This is a genomic window from Pseudonocardia sp. DSM 110487, from assembly GCF_019468565.1.
Taxonomy (GTDB): Bacteria; Actinomycetota; Actinomycetes; order Mycobacteriales; family Pseudonocardiaceae; genus Pseudonocardia.
Window position 1 is genome coordinate 6,367,347 of the sequence record NZ_CP080521.1, and the last position, 14,055, is coordinate 6,381,401.

At 73.9% G+C, this 14,055-nt stretch carries 13 protein-coding genes; 2 read left to right on the forward strand and 11 right to left on the reverse strand.

Annotated features, from left to right (window positions below; translation table 11 throughout):
- On the forward strand, positions 1-777 hold the full coding sequence (locus tag K1T35_RS29670; protein ID WP_220255096.1) for a sugar phosphate isomerase/epimerase: 777 nt from the start codon (positions 1-3) through the stop codon (positions 775-777).
- On the opposite strand, the gene K1T35_RS29675 is transcribed toward K1T35_RS29670, so the two are convergent.
- The 5 genes from K1T35_RS29675 to aztB are packed head-to-tail and all read right to left on the reverse strand — an operon-like array spanning position 739 to position 5,494.
- Positions 739-1,476, reverse strand: coding sequence for an alpha/beta hydrolase (locus K1T35_RS29675; RefSeq protein ID WP_255620879.1), 738 nt, complete (start codon positions 1,474-1,476; stop codon positions 739-741). The two genes, K1T35_RS29670 and K1T35_RS29675, sit on opposite strands and share 39 nt — an antisense overlap.
- A 13-nt stretch (positions 1,477-1,489) precedes the next feature.
- Positions 1,490-2,635: a zinc metallochaperone AztD gene (gene aztD, locus K1T35_RS29680; protein WP_220255097.1), complete on the reverse strand. Its 1,146-nt coding sequence runs from the start codon at positions 2,633-2,635 to the stop codon at positions 1,490-1,492.
- A 23-nt stretch (positions 2,636-2,658) separates the two neighbouring features.
- Positions 2,659-3,552, reverse strand: a complete 894-nt coding sequence (gene aztC / locus K1T35_RS29685) for a zinc ABC transporter substrate-binding protein AztC (RefSeq protein ID WP_220255098.1) — start codon at positions 3,550-3,552, stop codon at positions 2,659-2,661.
- Complete coding sequence (locus tag K1T35_RS29690) at positions 3,549-4,676, reverse strand: hypothetical protein (RefSeq protein ID WP_220255099.1); 1,128 nt, start codon at positions 4,674-4,676, stop codon at positions 3,549-3,551. The genes aztC and K1T35_RS29690 overlap by 4 nt, the downstream gene beginning before the upstream one ends.
- Positions 4,673-5,494: a zinc ABC transporter permease AztB gene (gene aztB, locus K1T35_RS29695; RefSeq protein ID WP_220262936.1), complete on the reverse strand. Its 822-nt coding sequence runs from the start codon at positions 5,492-5,494 to the stop codon at positions 4,673-4,675. The genes K1T35_RS29690 and aztB overlap by 4 nt, the downstream gene beginning before the upstream one ends.
- A 51-nt stretch (positions 5,495-5,545) precedes the next feature.
- On the opposite strand from aztB, the gene aztA reads away from it, so the two are divergent.
- The gene (gene aztA / locus K1T35_RS29700; protein ID WP_220255100.1) at positions 5,546-6,226 is read left to right on the forward strand and encodes a zinc ABC transporter ATP-binding protein AztA; all 681 of its coding nucleotides are present in this window, start codon (positions 5,546-5,548) and stop codon (positions 6,224-6,226) included.
- Between the two features lie 48 nt (positions 6,227-6,274).
- Here aztA and K1T35_RS29705 read toward each other — a convergent pair whose 3' ends face one another.
- The 6 genes from K1T35_RS29705 to K1T35_RS29730 all read right to left on the reverse strand — a co-directional run bounded on the left by K1T35_RS29705 (position 6,275) and on the right by K1T35_RS29730 (position 14,051).
- On the reverse strand, positions 6,275-7,903 hold the full coding sequence (locus K1T35_RS29705) for a (2,3-dihydroxybenzoyl)adenylate synthase (RefSeq protein ID WP_220262937.1): 1,629 nt from the start codon (positions 7,901-7,903) through the stop codon (positions 6,275-6,277).
- A complete protein-coding gene (locus tag K1T35_RS29710) occupies positions 7,903-10,005 on the reverse strand; it encodes an acetate--CoA ligase family protein (protein WP_220255101.1) in 2,103 nt (700 codons plus the stop codon). The genes K1T35_RS29705 and K1T35_RS29710 overlap by 1 nt, the downstream gene beginning before the upstream one ends.
- The gene (locus tag K1T35_RS29715; protein ID WP_220255102.1) at positions 10,002-11,492 is read right to left on the reverse strand and encodes an FAD-dependent monooxygenase; all 1,491 of its coding nucleotides are present in this window, start codon (positions 11,490-11,492) and stop codon (positions 10,002-10,004) included. The genes K1T35_RS29710 and K1T35_RS29715 overlap by 4 nt, the downstream gene beginning before the upstream one ends.
- Positions 11,492-12,817: an aromatic acid/H+ symport family MFS transporter gene (locus K1T35_RS29720; RefSeq protein WP_220255103.1), complete on the reverse strand. Its 1,326-nt coding sequence runs from the start codon at positions 12,815-12,817 to the stop codon at positions 11,492-11,494. Before K1T35_RS29720 ends, K1T35_RS29715 begins: the two co-directional genes overlap by 1 nt.
- Positions 12,818-13,106: 289 nt before the next feature.
- Positions 13,107-13,679: a DinB family protein gene (locus K1T35_RS29725; RefSeq protein ID WP_220255104.1), complete on the reverse strand. Its 573-nt coding sequence runs from the start codon at positions 13,677-13,679 to the stop codon at positions 13,107-13,109.
- A complete protein-coding gene (locus K1T35_RS29730; RefSeq protein ID WP_255620881.1) occupies positions 13,680-14,051 on the reverse strand; it encodes an alpha/beta fold hydrolase in 372 nt (123 codons plus the stop codon).
- Positions 14,052-14,055 lie beyond the last annotated feature (4 nt).

A 14,055-nucleotide genomic window follows, 5' to 3' on the forward strand; every position in this document is an offset into this window, starting at 1 on the left:
ATGACATTCGTCTGGTCCGTCTTCACGAAGCCATGGTCGGCGCTGCCCGCGGATGAGCTCGGCCCGCTGGTGGCCGGGCTCGGCTTCACCGGCGCCGAGGTCCCGGTGCGCGAGAACGCGCACGTCACACCGGGCGAGGCGGAGGAGCGGCTGCCCGGCTTCGTCGAGCGGATGCGCGCCGAGGGCGTCGACATCATCAGCATCGCGGGCGACCTCGCCGAGTCCACGTTCGCCGCCTGCGCGAGTGCCGGCGTGCCGCTCATCCGGATCATGGCCAGGCTGGGGCCGGACGGTTACGCGGCCTCGGTGGCGCGGGTCCGCAAGCAGCTGGAGGAGGCCGCGCCACTGGCCGAGCGGTACGGCGTGCAGGTCGGCGTGCAGCCGCACCACGGCCGCTTCGTCTCCTCCGCGCTGGGCGTGGCGCAGCTGCTCGACGGGCTCCCGGTCGACCGGTTCCGCGTGGTCTGGGACGCTGGCCACGACGCCCTCGCAGGCGACGACCCCGGCGTCACACTGGAGCTGGTGGCCGACCGGCTGGCAATCGTCAACCTCAAGAACGCCGTCTACGCGCGATCCGACGGAGGGTGGAGGCACCGGTGGGTGCCCGGCCCGGACGGCATGGCCGACTGGTCGGCGGCGTTCGCGGAGCTGGCCCGGCTGGGCTGGACGGGGCCGATCTGTCTCTCCGGCGAGTACTCCGACTCGGCTGTCCCGGTGGAGGACCGGCTGCGTTCCGACCTACGCGCCGCCCGACTCGCGTTCCAGGATGTCGGCTAGCGCGTCCGGTTGCGAGACGTGCGGGAAGTGTCCCGCGTCGATCTCGATCGGCTCGACCCCGAGGCGCTCCCTCGCGGCCGTTCCCATCCACGCTGGCCGCAGCGTCCGGTCCTGCCGGGGCAGCACATACGTCGACGGCCGGGCCGGTGGCGCGGAGGGGCGCTCCGCGTAGACGGCGGCCGGGTAGAACAGGCGAATCGTCGTGAGCGCCCAGCGCAGGGTCTCCAGGTCGCAGTCGTGGAAGCCGAAGTACGCCGCGACGACCGGGTCCTCGGTCGACTCCCGGCCGAACCGGCGCCACTCCTCGTGAACCAGCTCCGAGCCCGCACGCTCGATCTGCTCCAGGAAGCTCGCACCGCCGCCGAAGTCGGGCACCGCTGCGGCGAGCCACACCAGGTGGGCGGCGTCCAGGCCATCCGCGACGGCGGGCAGCAGGAGGCCTGCGCCGGAGTGGGCGACCACCACCGGCCGGGCCACTGCTCCCCCGACCTGGTCGGCCGCAATGCGGGCGTAGTCGGCGGCTAGCAGGTCGGGACGGTCGACCGGGAGGTCCACGACCAGCGCCTGGTGGCCCCGGCTCGCGAGGGCAGCCACCAGCCGCTCCCAGCCGGCTGTCGACTGGGTGGTCCCGTGCAGCAGGACGTAGTCCATGCCGACAGCCTGGCCGGGCATCCCCGTCGACGCGAGCGGGTTCGCCACCGGCGGAGCGGGACTAGTGTCCCGGGAGGACCCCGCTCAGCTCGTTCGGGGTCGCCGGCAGGGTGACCGACGCCGTCTTCGTGCCCCCGGCGATGTCGACGGCGTGCACCGTGTCGGTCGCCGGTTCGCTCACGTAGGCCGTGCCCTCCCGCACGAAGATCGCTGGGCGGGGCTGCTGCCATTCGATCGGCTCCTGCCACGGGGCGACCACCGGGATCGTCCGCGTGACGGCGCCGGCGACCGGGTCGATCACATGGATCTGCCCGTCGGTGCCGAGTACGAGGCCTTCGCCCTGCGGGCCGCGGGCCAGCGAGCGGAAGGTGTAGCTCGTGCCGATGTCGACCAGCCGGAGGCTCGCGTCCCTCGTGTCGATGAGCGAGATGACGGTGGGCCGTTCGAGCTCGGCGTGCTCGTCCTGCTTGTAGTCGCCGAGGGTGATCGGGGAGGCGTCGGAGCCGGCTTGGTTCCCGATCCGGCCGTACGGCGTCGGGCTGGTGATCTTGGTGAGCACGCCGTCCCGGTAGACGAGCGCGCCGGTCTCGCAGCCGATCACGACCGCCTCCCCCTGGGCGGTGGCCTCGCCGTGCACGCCGGGGCAGTCCTCGTTCCGCGCGATCTCTCGGCGCTGCGCGTCGAGCACGACGATGCCGGGGCGTTCCTCCTCGTTCCCGATGGTCGTCACGAGCTCCCCGTTCGCGAGCTCGACGGCTACCCCGTGGTGCGGCTCGGGTGTCGTGTGTTCGCGGACGTTCGGCGTACCGGTGCCGAACGTGGCCGGGTCGATGACCCGGACCTGCCCGGTGCCGTCGGTGAACAGCACGGTGCGGCCGCCGTGGCGCACCACGTGCCCCGGCTCGGCGCCGGGGAACTCGACGTCGGTGAGCGTCGCGGCGGCGGCGTCCAGCACCTGGAAGCCGGTGGAGGTCGACACGAGGACGTGCCGGTCGTCACCCGCCGGGTTGACCCGGTTGAAGCCTGTAAGGGGGATGTCCTTCGCCAGCTGCAGAGTCGTGCCGTCGAGGACGTGGATGCCGCCGTCGTAGGTGGTGACCAGCGGCTCGGTCACCGTCGGAGCGGCCGCCTGCTCGGGTGCGCCGCCGCACGCGCCGAGCACCAGCAGCCCGGCCGCGAGCACCGCGAGGCGGGATGGAATGGACATGCGATCGCCTTCCGTCGTGATCTTCAGGTCCCGAGAGCGCGCGCGATCGCATCCGCGTTGGCGCGCATCATCTCGAGGTAGGTGGCCGCGCCCCCGCCGTCGCGGGTCAGGGACTCGGAGTAGAGCGGCACGACAGCGACGTGCACGCCGGCGCGGTCAGCGAGGACGCGGGCGAGCCGGTCCGGCTGCGAGGAGTCGGCGAAGACCGCCGGCACGCCGGCGGCGCGCACCGCCGTCGCGAGCGACTCCAGGTCCGACGCGCTCGGCGAGGCCAGCGTCGTGCCGCCGGGGATGACCGCCCCGACGACCTCGAACCCGTACCGCTGCGCGAGATAGCCGAACACGTGGTGGTTGGTGACGAGCTTGCGCCGCTCCGGCGGGATGCGACCGAAGCGGGCGACCAGCTCCGCGTCGAGCTCCTCGACCGCGGCGCCGTAGTTGGCGGCGTTGCGGAGCACGGCGGCCTCGTCGACCCCCTCGACGTGCTCGATCACGTGGTCGGCGACGAGGTCGACGAGCCGCCGCACGCGCTGCGGGTCGGTCCAGAAGTGCGGGTCGGGGCTGCCGTCCGTGCTGAACGGCAACGGGTCGACGGCCTCGGCCGCCGCGAACGTCGGCACGCCGTCCGCCCGGGCCGCGTCGACGTGGCGCTGCACGCCCTCCTCGAGCCCGAGCCCGTTGTGCACGACGAGCCCGGCGCGTTCGAGCCGCGCGGCCTGCTGGGCCGAGATACCGAACGAGTGCGGGTCGGCGTCGGGCGCCATCAGCACGGTGACCTCGGCCTGGTCGCCGACGATGTTGCGGGTGACGTCGCCGAGGATGTTCGTCGTCACCACCACCGACCGCTCCGGTGCTGCGGCCCCGCACCCGGTGAGCGCGAGCAGCAGCGCGGCGGCGACCGCCAGCAGGCCCTTCATCGCCCGGTCTCCACCATGTGCGTCACCGCGCCGCCGAGGTCGAACGTGCGGGCCACGCGCAGCGCGTCGCCGTAGTCGATCTCGTGGACGACGCCGGTCGCCGGGTCGTTGACATACGCGCGGGACGCGTCGACCGCGATCGTCGCGCCTGCGGCCACGGGCGCGGAGAGCAGCGGGTTGCGGGCCAGCTCCCGGCCCGACGCCGGATCGAGCGCGTGCAGCACGCCGTCCGCGGTGAGGGTGAGCAGCGGCGTGCCCGCTCCGGCCGTGGTGACCGCGACCACGGGGCCGGTCTCGTGGAGCGTCCAGGTCCGGGCACCCACGTCGAGCGCCCAGATGCCGGTCTCGCCCGCGATGGCGGTGAGCGTCGCGCTGCCCGGCCGGTGGTGGAACTCGCGGGCGCGCCCGACGTCGAGGCGCGGGTAGGGGACCTTCTCGCCCCGGAACGCGCCATCGGACTCCGTGACCAGCAGCGCCCCGTCGGCGCACCCGAGCACCACGGCTCGGCGCGCGGCGGCCGCGCCCTCCGGCTGCGGGCAGGGCTCCGCGAGCGTGGCCACCTGCGCACCCGCCCGGTCGTGCACGGCGACCTGCTCGGCCGCCACGAGCACGTGGCCGCCATAGGGCACAGCAGGCCCGGGCAGCGTCGAGAGTTCGGCGACCGTGCCCTCGTCCAGCTGGGCGCGGTCGAGCAGCCGCACCGTGCCGTCGGCGAGCGTGAGGGCGGTGACGGCCGGGTCGCCGTTCGCCGCGACCGGTCGAGCCGCGGGCACCGCCCCGACCTCGCGCACGGCCGCCCGGTAGTAGTGGACGTGGTCGCCGTGGTCGACCATCCAGGACCCGCCGTCGACGACGCGGACCGAGCCGTCGGAGGCGCCGACGTACGCGTGCCGCCCGTCCCCGGCGAGCGATGTGGCATCCACGCGGGCCACCTCGTGCACCTCCTCGGTGACGAGGTCGAGCACCCGGACCACCCCGTCCCCGGCGACAACGAGGCGCGGCTGCGCCTCGGCCGTCTCCTCGGCGCCGGCCACGAAGCCGTGCGGTGGCTCCTCGGCCGGCTCGGGCGGGGCTCCGCAGGCCGTGATGACGGCGGCGACGAGCGCGAGGACCGCCGCCCTCATGCCGGCCGTCCGCGCAGGTGGGACGCGAGCGCGGAGAGGAAGAAGAGGACGACCGCGACGGCCGCGATCGTCGCGCCGGCGGCGGTGCCGCCGTGCCAGGACACAACGAGGCCCAGCACCGTGGCGGCGCAGCCGACGGCGGCCGCGCCGAGCATGATCGTCCCGATCCGCCGCGCCCACAGCACCGCGGCCGCCGGTGGGGCGATGAGCAGCCCGAAGACCAGCAGTGTCCCGACCACCCGGAACGACGCGACGATCGCGAGCGTCACCAGCGCGAGCAGCACGGCATGCGCCAGTGCCGGGCGCAGCCCGAGCGTGCGGGCCTTGCGCGGGTCGAACGCGAGCGCGACGAACGCGCGGTGGCCGAGCAGCGAGACGACCGCGGCGACGGCCAGCGCGACGGCCAACTGCGCCACGTCGGCGGGACCGACGGCGAGCACGTCGCCGAACAGGAACCCGGTGAGGTCGACGGCGAACGAGTCGGAGTGCGACACGACGATCACGCCGACCGACAGCATTCCCACGAAGAGCAGGCCGATCGCGGTGTCGCGGCTGAGCTGCGGGGACCGTCCGATCAGCGAGATCCCGGCCACCATCACGCCCGCGCTGACCGCGGCCCCGAGCAGGATGCTCTGGCCGGTCAACGACGCGAGCGCCACCCCGGGCAGCAGCCCGTGCGACACGGCGTCGCCCAGGAACGCCATGCCGCGCAGGACGACCCACGTTCCGACGAGCGCGCACACGAGCGACACGAGCACCCCGCCGACCAGCGCCCTGCGGACGAACGACACCCCGAACGGTTCGAGCAACCACTGCAGCACGCTTGGTACCGTAACGACAATGATTTTCGTTTTCGAGAGGTTTGTGAGATGAGCGATGCGCTCGTGGTCCGCGACCTCGTGGCGGGGCACGGCCGCCCCGCCCTGCACGGGATCAATGCCCGCATCCCGCGGGCCCGGGTGACGGCCGTCCTCGGTCCGAACGGAGCAGGCAAGTCGACCCTGCTCGACGTCCTCGCCGGGGTTCTCGCGCCGAGTTCGGGCGGTGTGGAGCGGATCGTCGGCCGCTCCCCCGCCTACGTCGTGCAGCGCAGCGCGGCGCCGGACACGCTGCCGATCACCGTGCGCGCGACGGTCGCGATGGGCCGCTGGGCGTCCCGCGGCCCGTGGCGACGGCTCACGGCGCGCGACCGGGCCGTAGTAGAGGACTGCATGCGCCGGCTGGGTGTGCACGACCTCGCCGACCGGTCGCTCGGCACGCTATCCGGAGGGCAGCGGCAGCGGGCCCTCGTTGCGCAGGGGCTCGCCCAGGAGTCGGACCTGCTCCTGCTGGACGAGCCCGCCGCCGGCCTGGACACCGACGCCCGCCGGTACATCGACGAGGCGCTGATCGAGGAGGCCGCCAACGGCGTCACGGTGGTGGCGGTAACCCACGACCCGGCCGCGGCAGCGCAGGCCGACTACTGCCTGCTGCTGCGAGACGGGCGCCTGATGGCGGAGGGTCCACCGCCCATGGCGTTACTTCACACATCGAATCCGCACTTCACATAGGGCGGGCCTTGTGTGAAGGCAGTACAGGGTGTGTGAAGTGGCGCCGGATCAGACGCCCGCCTCCATCCGTGCGGCCACGTCGGCGCGGAGGGCCTTTTTGTCGATCTTGCCTACCTTCGTTGTGGGGAGCTCGTCCACCAGTTCCAGGTGCTCGGGGAGCTTGAACCTCGCCACACCGGCGGCGTCCATCGCTTCCCGCACGTCGACGAGGGTGACGGTGGTGCCGGGGCGCGGCACGACGTACACGCAGACCCGCTCGCCCAGGACGGTGTCGGGCATCGCGACCGCCGCGACCTGACTCACGGCGGGCAGCTGGTAGACGAGGTTCTCCACCTCCTCGGCGGAGATCTTCTCCCCGCCGCGGTTGATCATGTCCTTGTCCCGGCCCTCGACGATGAGGTTGCCCTCGGGCGTGCGGCGGCAGATGTCGCCGGAGCGGTACCAGCCGTCGGCGGTGAACGCGCGCGCGTTCTGCTCGGGGGCGCGGTAGTAGCCGCGCGGCGTGTACGGGCCGCGGGTGAGCAGGGAGCCGGGCTCGCCGTCGGGGACGTCCTCGTCGAGCTCGTCGACCAGCCGCACCTCGTCGTCCGGGCTGAGCGGGCGGCCCTGCGTGGTGCAGATGATCTCCTCGGGGTCGTCGAGGCGGGTGTAGTTGAGCAGGCCCTCTGCCATGCCGAACACCTGCTGCAGGGTCGCGCCGAGCACTGGGCGCACGCGGCGGGCCAGCTCGTCGGCCAGCCTCGCGCCGCCCACCTGCAGCACGCGCAGCGACGGGAGCGACCCGTGCTCGGTGGCGTGCTCCAGCCAGCGGCCGGCCACCGCGGGCACCACCGCGGTGTGTGTGACGCCCTCGGCCGCGATCGTCGCGAATGCCCGCACCGGCTCGGGCGAAGGCAGCATCACGACCCGGCCGCCGGACAGCAGCGTGCCGAGGATCCCGGGGCACGCCAGTGGGAAGTTGTGGCCTGCGGGCAGGCTCACCAGGTACACCGTCCCGGCGTCGAGATCGCACATATCCGCGCTGGCCAGCGCGTTGTAGGCGTAGTCGTCGTGGGTGCGGGCGATCAGCTTCGGCAACCCGGTCGTCCCGCCGGAGAGCAAGAACACCGCGACGTCCCGGCTCTCCGGGTGCGGGCCCGACCACGCGGGGCCCGGCTCGCCCAGCCCGCGCAGGTCGTGGTGGCCCGCGGCGACCTCCTCACCCGCCACGAGCACGTGCCGCAGCGACGGCACCTCGGTGACGAGCCGCGCGGCGAGCGACTGGTGGTCGAAGTCGCGCAGCCGGTCCGGCACCGCGATCGCGGCCGCCTCCGCGTGCTCGGCGAGATAGGCCAGCTCGGCGCGCCGGTGGGCGGGCAGCGCCATCACCGGCACGATCCCCGCGCGCAGGCAGGCCAGCGTGAGGACGACGAACTCCCAGCTGTTGGGCAGCTGCACGACGATCCGGTCGCCCGGCGCGAGACCGAGGCCGATCAGGCGGGCTGCCATCGCGTCGGCGCGATCGGCCAGCCCGGCGCGGGTCAGGCGCAGTCCGCCGTCGACGAGTGCGACGGCGCCCGGGTCGCGCTCGGCCGCCTCGCGCAGCAGCTCGCCGAGCGCCCTGCCCTGCCAGTAGCCCGCCGCGACGTACCGCCGCGCGAACTCCTCCGGCCAGGGGACGACACCTTCGCGGACCATCACGAGACCTCCGTATCGGCGGTGATCACGGCATCGAGTGCGATCAGCCCATCAGCGGTGACCCGCAACGGGTTGACCTCGACGTCCTGCAGGTGCGGGTGCGCGTGCAGCAGCGCCCCGAGCGCGGCGACGAACCGGCCGAGCGCGGCGCGGTCGAGCACCGGGCCGCCGCGCCAGCCGTCCAGGAGGGCGCGCCCGGCCAGCTCGTCGGCCATGCCCGCCGCGGCGTCCGGGCTGATCGGTGCGACGCGGACGGCGACGTCGGCGAGCGCCTCGGCGACCGTGCCGCCCAGCCCGACGAGCACCACCGGCCCGAACACCGGATCGCGGCGGGCACCGACGACGAGATCCACGCCCGGCGACGCCATACCCTCGACGAGCACCCGGTCCGCCCCGATCGCGTCCAGGGCCTCGTCCAGCTCGGCGGGCGTGCGCACCCCGAGCCGCACCCCGCCGACCTCGGTCTTGTGCAGCACGGCCGCGTCCAGCAGCTTGACCGCGACCGGCCCACCCAGCTCGGCGAGCGCGCGGTGCGCTGCATCGCGCCCCGCGCAGGCGCGCCGAGCGGGCACAGCGACACCCAAAGCGGCGACGACGCGCTTGGCGGCATCCTCATCCCACGGCCCCACCCCGAGCTCGGCCCCGGCGTCAGCAAGGTGGCCATCCTGCAACGAGACGGCAGTATGGCCACCTTGCAGCCATCCGTGGAGCCCCCGGCCCGCGTCGGACAGCAGAGCGGCCACCGCCGTTGCCACGCCTGTCGGGTCGGACATCGTCGGGATGCCCCGCGCCAGCAGGGCATGGCGGGCCGCCGTCACCTCGGGACCCGAACCGCCCATGCCCACGACGAGCGGCACCTGGGCGTCCGCGGCGTCCACCGCGGCGGCGAGGTCGAGCGCATCCGGCTCGTGCAGCGCGTACCCGGCCACGACGTCCACTGCGGGGTCCGCCGCCACCGCGCGCAGCACGCCCCCGAACTCCGGGCCGGGGCGACCGGTGTCCACGGGGTTGCGCTGGTAGGTCAGCGGCGGCAGCAGCTCACCGACCGCAGCCTGCGTAGGCGGCGTGAGCTCGGGGATGTCGATGCCCCGCCCGCGCAGGTCGTCGAGCAGCAGCAGCCCGGGGCCGGCCTGTGCCGTGAGCACCCCCACCCCGGACGCGCCCGCGGGCAGCCGCACCAGCGAGAGCGCCGCGACGGCGTCGACCAGCTCCCGCTCGGACCCGACGAGCACGGCGCCTGCCTGGCGGAGCGCGGCGCGGGTGGTGCGCCACGACGTGGCGAGCGCGCCGGTGTGCGACTGCGCGAAGGCGCCCACGTCGTGCCGGCCGACGACGAGCGCGACCACCGGCTTGCGGGCGGTCAGCCGGTACACCGCTTCGAGCAGCCGCGGCCCGTCGGCCACCGACTCGACGTGCAGCGCCACCGCTGTGGTCGCCGGGTCGTCGGCGAGGTGGTCGAGCACGTCGGGGGCGCCGACGTCGACGGCGTTGCCCAGCCCGACGGCGAGGCTCACCCCGTGCCCGGCCTCGGCCAGCAGGAACGCGAGCGCGTGGTTGACCCCGCCGCTCGCCGCGACCACCGCGACCCGGCCGGCCGGCACGTCCGCCGCGCCCGGCACGAAGGTCGCCGTGAGAGCGCGGCCCGGGACGAGGAAGCCCGAGGTGTTCGGGCCCAGCACGCGGACGCCGGTCTCCCCCGCGACCCGGGCGAGCGCGGCCTGGTGCCGCTCCCCCTCCGGCCCGGCCTCCGCGAACCCGCCACCGCACACGACGGCGGCCCGCACGCCCCCTGCCGCCGCCTCGGCGAGCGCGGATGCGGTGACGGCGGCGGGCACGCACAGCACGGCGAGATCGATCGCCCCGTGCTCGGCGGCCGCGGCGGCGACGGACGGCGCCATCCCCCCGTCCCGGGGGTTGACCAAGGCAACCGGCCCGGGGAATCCGGAAAGGGACCGAGCCATGACGGCCCCGAGCTTGGCGCGGTCCCGGGAGGCCCCCACGACGGCGACCCCACCCGGGTTGAACAACCCCGACAGCAGCGTGGCTCCGCGGTGCTGTTCCGAGGGCCCCGGGACGGCGATCTGGCTCCCTGGTGCGCTCATGATCGGCTCACCAGATCGGCGCGGCCCGACAGGACGGTCGTCAGGGCACGGTCCTCGTCCGTGTCCGCCTCGACCAGTACCGCTGTGCGGCCGTGGACCAGGCGGGCCTCCTCGCACAGCAGCGTGCGGGTGAAGGCGGCCCCACCGTGCACCGCGATCAACTCCGATCCGGCGGCGACCTCTCGCACCCGGTCCCGGGCCGCGGGCAGCCCGGACTCGTCGGCCGGGGCTTCCACCCGCACGGCCTCCGTCGGCACCTCTGGCAGCAACCGGCCGGGGAAGGTCGTGTCGTCAGCCGTCAACGGCGTGTCCAGGGGCTCGGCCCCGTGCCTCCCCACCCACGCCCGGTGGGAGGCGGCCACGAACCCGGGGTCGCGGCGGGCGAGCCGCGCGTCGGTGATGCTGCGGGAGAGGAAGTGGTAGGCGAACTGCCACGGCTCGAACGCGTCGTGGTAGCGCCCGAAGTGTTCCCACCAGGACAGCGACGGGCGCGCGGAGCCCTGGATCGCGTCGACCGACGGGCGAGCCGCTGCCTCGTACGCGGCGAGCGCGGCCGGCAGGTCGCCCGGGTGCGCCGTGAGCGCCCGCGCGAGCGCGACCGCGTCCTCCATCGCCATCTTGGTTCCCGACCCGACGGAGAAGTGGGCGGTGTGCGCGGCGTCGCCGAGCAGGGCGACCGGCTGGGGCTCGAGGGTGGTCCAGCGGGCCGTCCGGCGGGTGCGGAAGTTGCCCCACCGCGAGTTGTTGACCAGCAGCTTGTGGCCCTCGATCTGCTCGGCGAACACCTCTTCCAGGTACGCGCGGGTCTTCTCGTCGCTGGGCCCGGGCGGCTGGGACACGTCGAACTCGTCGAGCCCTGCTGCCCGCCACGACTCCTCGTCGGTCTCGACGATGAAGGTCGAGACGTCGGCGCTGATCGGATAGCCGTGCACGGCGAACACGCCGTGGGGGCCGCGCTCGTGCACGAACGTGAGCCCGTCGAACAAGTAGTCGGTGCCGAACCAGATGAACTTCGCCGTGGCGGTGTCGACCGTCGAGCCGAACGCGGGCTCCAGCGCCGTGCGGAGCTGGGAGCCGGTGCCGTCGGCGGCGACCACCAGGTCGTAGCCGCGCAGGTCGGCGAGGCCCACCTCGGTGGAGAACCGCAGGTCGGCGCCGAGCCCGCGGGCGCGCTCCTGCAGCAGCCCCAGCAGCGTGCGCCGCACGATCGCGGCCATGCCGTTGCCGCCGCAGCGGATCCGCTCCCCCTTCAGCCGCACCTCGATGGCGTCCCAGTGCCGGCCGTGCGCGTCCAGGGCCTCGCGCAGCACCGGGTCCGCCTCGAAGATCCCGGCGAGCGTGCGGTCGGAGAACACCACGCCGAACCCGAAGGTGTCGTCGGCGCGGTTGCGCTCGAACACCGTGACCTCGATGGACGGATCCAGCTTCCGGATCAGCGCGGCCAGGAACAGTCCGCCCGGTCCCCCGCCCGCGACGGCGACTCGCATCAGACCTCCGAACGATCGGCGACAGGCTTCACGGCACGGTGTCCGTGCCAGGCGTTCGGCCCCACGGCCCGCACGCGCGGCACCAGCGCGATGAGCAGGACTCCGACCAGGGCCGGCACGGCGAATCCGTAGAAGTTCCATTCGAACCCGAGCCCGCTGGCGGCCACCCAGCCACCGAACAGCGGCCCGACGATCGCCCCGGCCCGCCCGACGCCGAGCGCCCAGCCCAGCGCCGTGGCCCGGATCGCCGCCGGGTAGTGCACGGCGACGTAGCCGTTGACGAGGATCTGCGTGCCGACGCTGCCCAGCCCGGCGACCGCGACGGCCAGCAGCAGCACCGCCGTGTCGAGCCGGAACGACAGCAGGAGCAGGCAGCCGGTGGCCGCGAGGAACGCCGCCGCCGTGACCGGCTTCGGGCCGAACCGGTCGGCCAGCGCCGATGCGCCGACGGCCCCCACGATCGCGCCGACGTTGAGCACCAGCAGGAACTGCAGCGCCGATCCGAGCGGGTAGCCGGCCTGCCGCATGATCTGCGGCAGCCAGGTGTTCAGCCCGTACACCAGCAGCAGGCCGCAGAAGCTCGCCGCCCCGAACAGCAGCGTGGCGGTGCGGTAGGACGGGGTGAAGAGCACCCGCGGGCCCGCCCGCTCGGCGGGCGGCTCGTCGAGCGCGACGCCGTACCGCGCCGCCAGCTCCTCCGCCTCGGCGCGGCGCCCCTTCGCCAGCAGGAAGCCCGCCGACTCCGGCAGGTACGCCGCGGCGAGCGGCAGCACGAGCACCAGCGGGGCGACGCCGATCCAGAACATGACCCGCCAGCCCTGGTCGGCCACGAGCGTGAGCGCGAGGACGGCGGCCAGCACGCCACCCACCGAGTAGCCGGCGAACATCAGCGCGTTGTACAGCTGCCGCCGGCCTCGCGGGGCGTACTCGACGGTGAGCGCGATGGCGCTGGGCAGCACGCCGCCCAGGCCCAGCCCGGCGAGGAAGCGGAACAGCCCGAGCGTCCCGGCCGACGGCGCCAGTGCGCACAGGCCCATCGCCACGGAGAACCACACGATCCCGACCAACACGATCTTCCGGCGGCCGACGACATCGGTGATCGCGCCCGCGGCGAGCGCGCCGATCAGCATGCCGGCAAGGGCATAGCTGCCGATCGCGCCTGCCTCCGCCGGGCCGATCCCCCAGCCGGGCTCGGCCAGCAGGCTCGGCAGCACCGAGCCGTAGACGATCAGGTCGTAGCCGTCGCAGACGATCGTGAGGAAGCAGATGGCGACGACGGCGAGCCCCGATCGGGACGGCTTGACGCCGGACTCTGCGCTTGCCACAGGCACGCACCTCCGGGACACGGGCGCCACCCTCGTCGGCGGCGTGCGTCGGAACAATACAACGCAATGCCGACGGCCGTCCAGATTCCGAAACGCTTACGTCCCGCCCAGTCGATCGCCGGCTCTCATCGCACTCTCATGAGCTGCGCCGGAGCCGACCCTCGTTCCTCGTCCTCCCCGTTCCGGCTGCGCGGACCGGGCCGAGCTGGCGGCGGATCTTCGCCGCCGGCCTCGGATTGTGGGCGGCGACCGTGCTGGTCACCTTCGTGACCGGGAACGCGAACCTGACTCAGTTCCCGGCCGCGTCGGCAAGCATCTCGAGCCGGTCGCGGTACCTCGCCCACCAGGCCGCGTCGCCCTCGGCCATGTTGTCGCCTGTCCGCCGCATGCCGACCGCACCGTCGATCAGCTCCCGCACGATGTCGGCGTGCCCGGCGTGGCGGTGGGTCTCGGCGATCACGTGCACGAGGACCCGGTGCAGGGTGATGCGAGGCTCGGTCCACCAGGGCACGTGTCCGGTCGCGTCCAGCGGCAAGGCCTCGATCGTGGCGTCCGACAACGCCCACGTCCCGCGGTAGAGGCCGACGATGTCCTCGCGCGACTCGTCGGCCGTCGCATACATGTCCGCGTTGGGTTCGGCGTCCATCCCGAACCACGGTCCGGGCACGTCGAAGGGCCGGTCGAACACGGCGCTGAAGTACCCGAGCTCGACGCCTGCGAGGTGCTTGACCAGCCCGAGCAGGTTGGTACCGGTCGGGGTCAGCGGTCTGCGGATGTCGCGCTCGCCGAGTCCGTCGAGCTTCCACAGCATCGCGTTGCGGGCAGCCTGCAGGTAACGGTGGAGATCTGCCTTCGGATCCAATCAACCCTCCGTGAGGAACTCGCGCACGAGCCGGGTGAACGCCTCGGGCGCTTCGAGATGCGGCAGGTGCCCGCTGCCGGGCACGACGACCCGGGTGGCGCCGGCGTCGAGCGCGCCGCTGTGGGCGTGCACGTCGGGGATGTCATGCTCGCCGACGACGATCAGCGTCAGCACCGCGATCTCGCCGAGTCGCGGCAGGGCGGGTGCGTCCGGGGGGCGGTCCAGCTCCACCGGCGGGCGCAGGTTCTGCGGGTTCGCCGCCACCTGCGCATCCCACGACTCGCTGTGGAGCAGACCTTCGTGGCTCAGGACGACAGGCGACCCGGCTCTGGGTACCGCGGCGTGGACTCCGTCGACGGCGAGGAGATCCATCCGC

Bases quoted from the DNA above. Each gene is read 5' to 3' on its own strand.
- K1T35_RS29670 (WP_220255096.1), top strand. From the start codon at position 1: ATGACATTCGTCTGGTCCGTCTTCACGAAGCCATGGTCGGCGCTGCCC.
- aztD (WP_220255097.1), bottom strand. From the start codon at position 2,635: ATGTCCATTCCATCCCGCCTCGCGGTGCTCGCGGCCGGGCTGCTGGTG.
- aztC (WP_220255098.1), bottom strand. From the start codon at position 3,552: ATGAAGGGCCTGCTGGCGGTCGCCGCCGCGCTGCTGCTCGCGCTCACC.
- K1T35_RS29690 (WP_220255099.1), bottom strand. From the start codon at position 4,676: ATGAGGGCGGCGGTCCTCGCGCTCGTCGCCGCCGTCATCACGGCCTGC.
- aztA (WP_220255100.1), top strand. From the start codon at position 5,546: ATGAGCGATGCGCTCGTGGTCCGCGACCTCGTGGCGGGGCACGGCCGC.
- K1T35_RS29705 (WP_220262937.1), bottom strand. From the start codon at position 7,903: ATGGTCCGCGAAGGTGTCGTCCCCTGGCCGGAGGAGTTCGCGCGGCGG.
- K1T35_RS29710 (WP_220255101.1), bottom strand. From the start codon at position 10,005: ATGAGCGCACCAGGGAGCCAGATCGCCGTCCCGGGGCCCTCGGAACAG.
- K1T35_RS29715 (WP_220255102.1), bottom strand. From the start codon at position 11,492: ATGCGAGTCGCCGTCGCGGGCGGGGGACCGGGCGGACTGTTCCTGGCC.
- K1T35_RS29730 (WP_255620881.1), bottom strand. From the start codon at position 14,051: ATGGATCTCCTCGCCGTCGACGGAGTCCACGCCGCGGTACCCAGAGCC.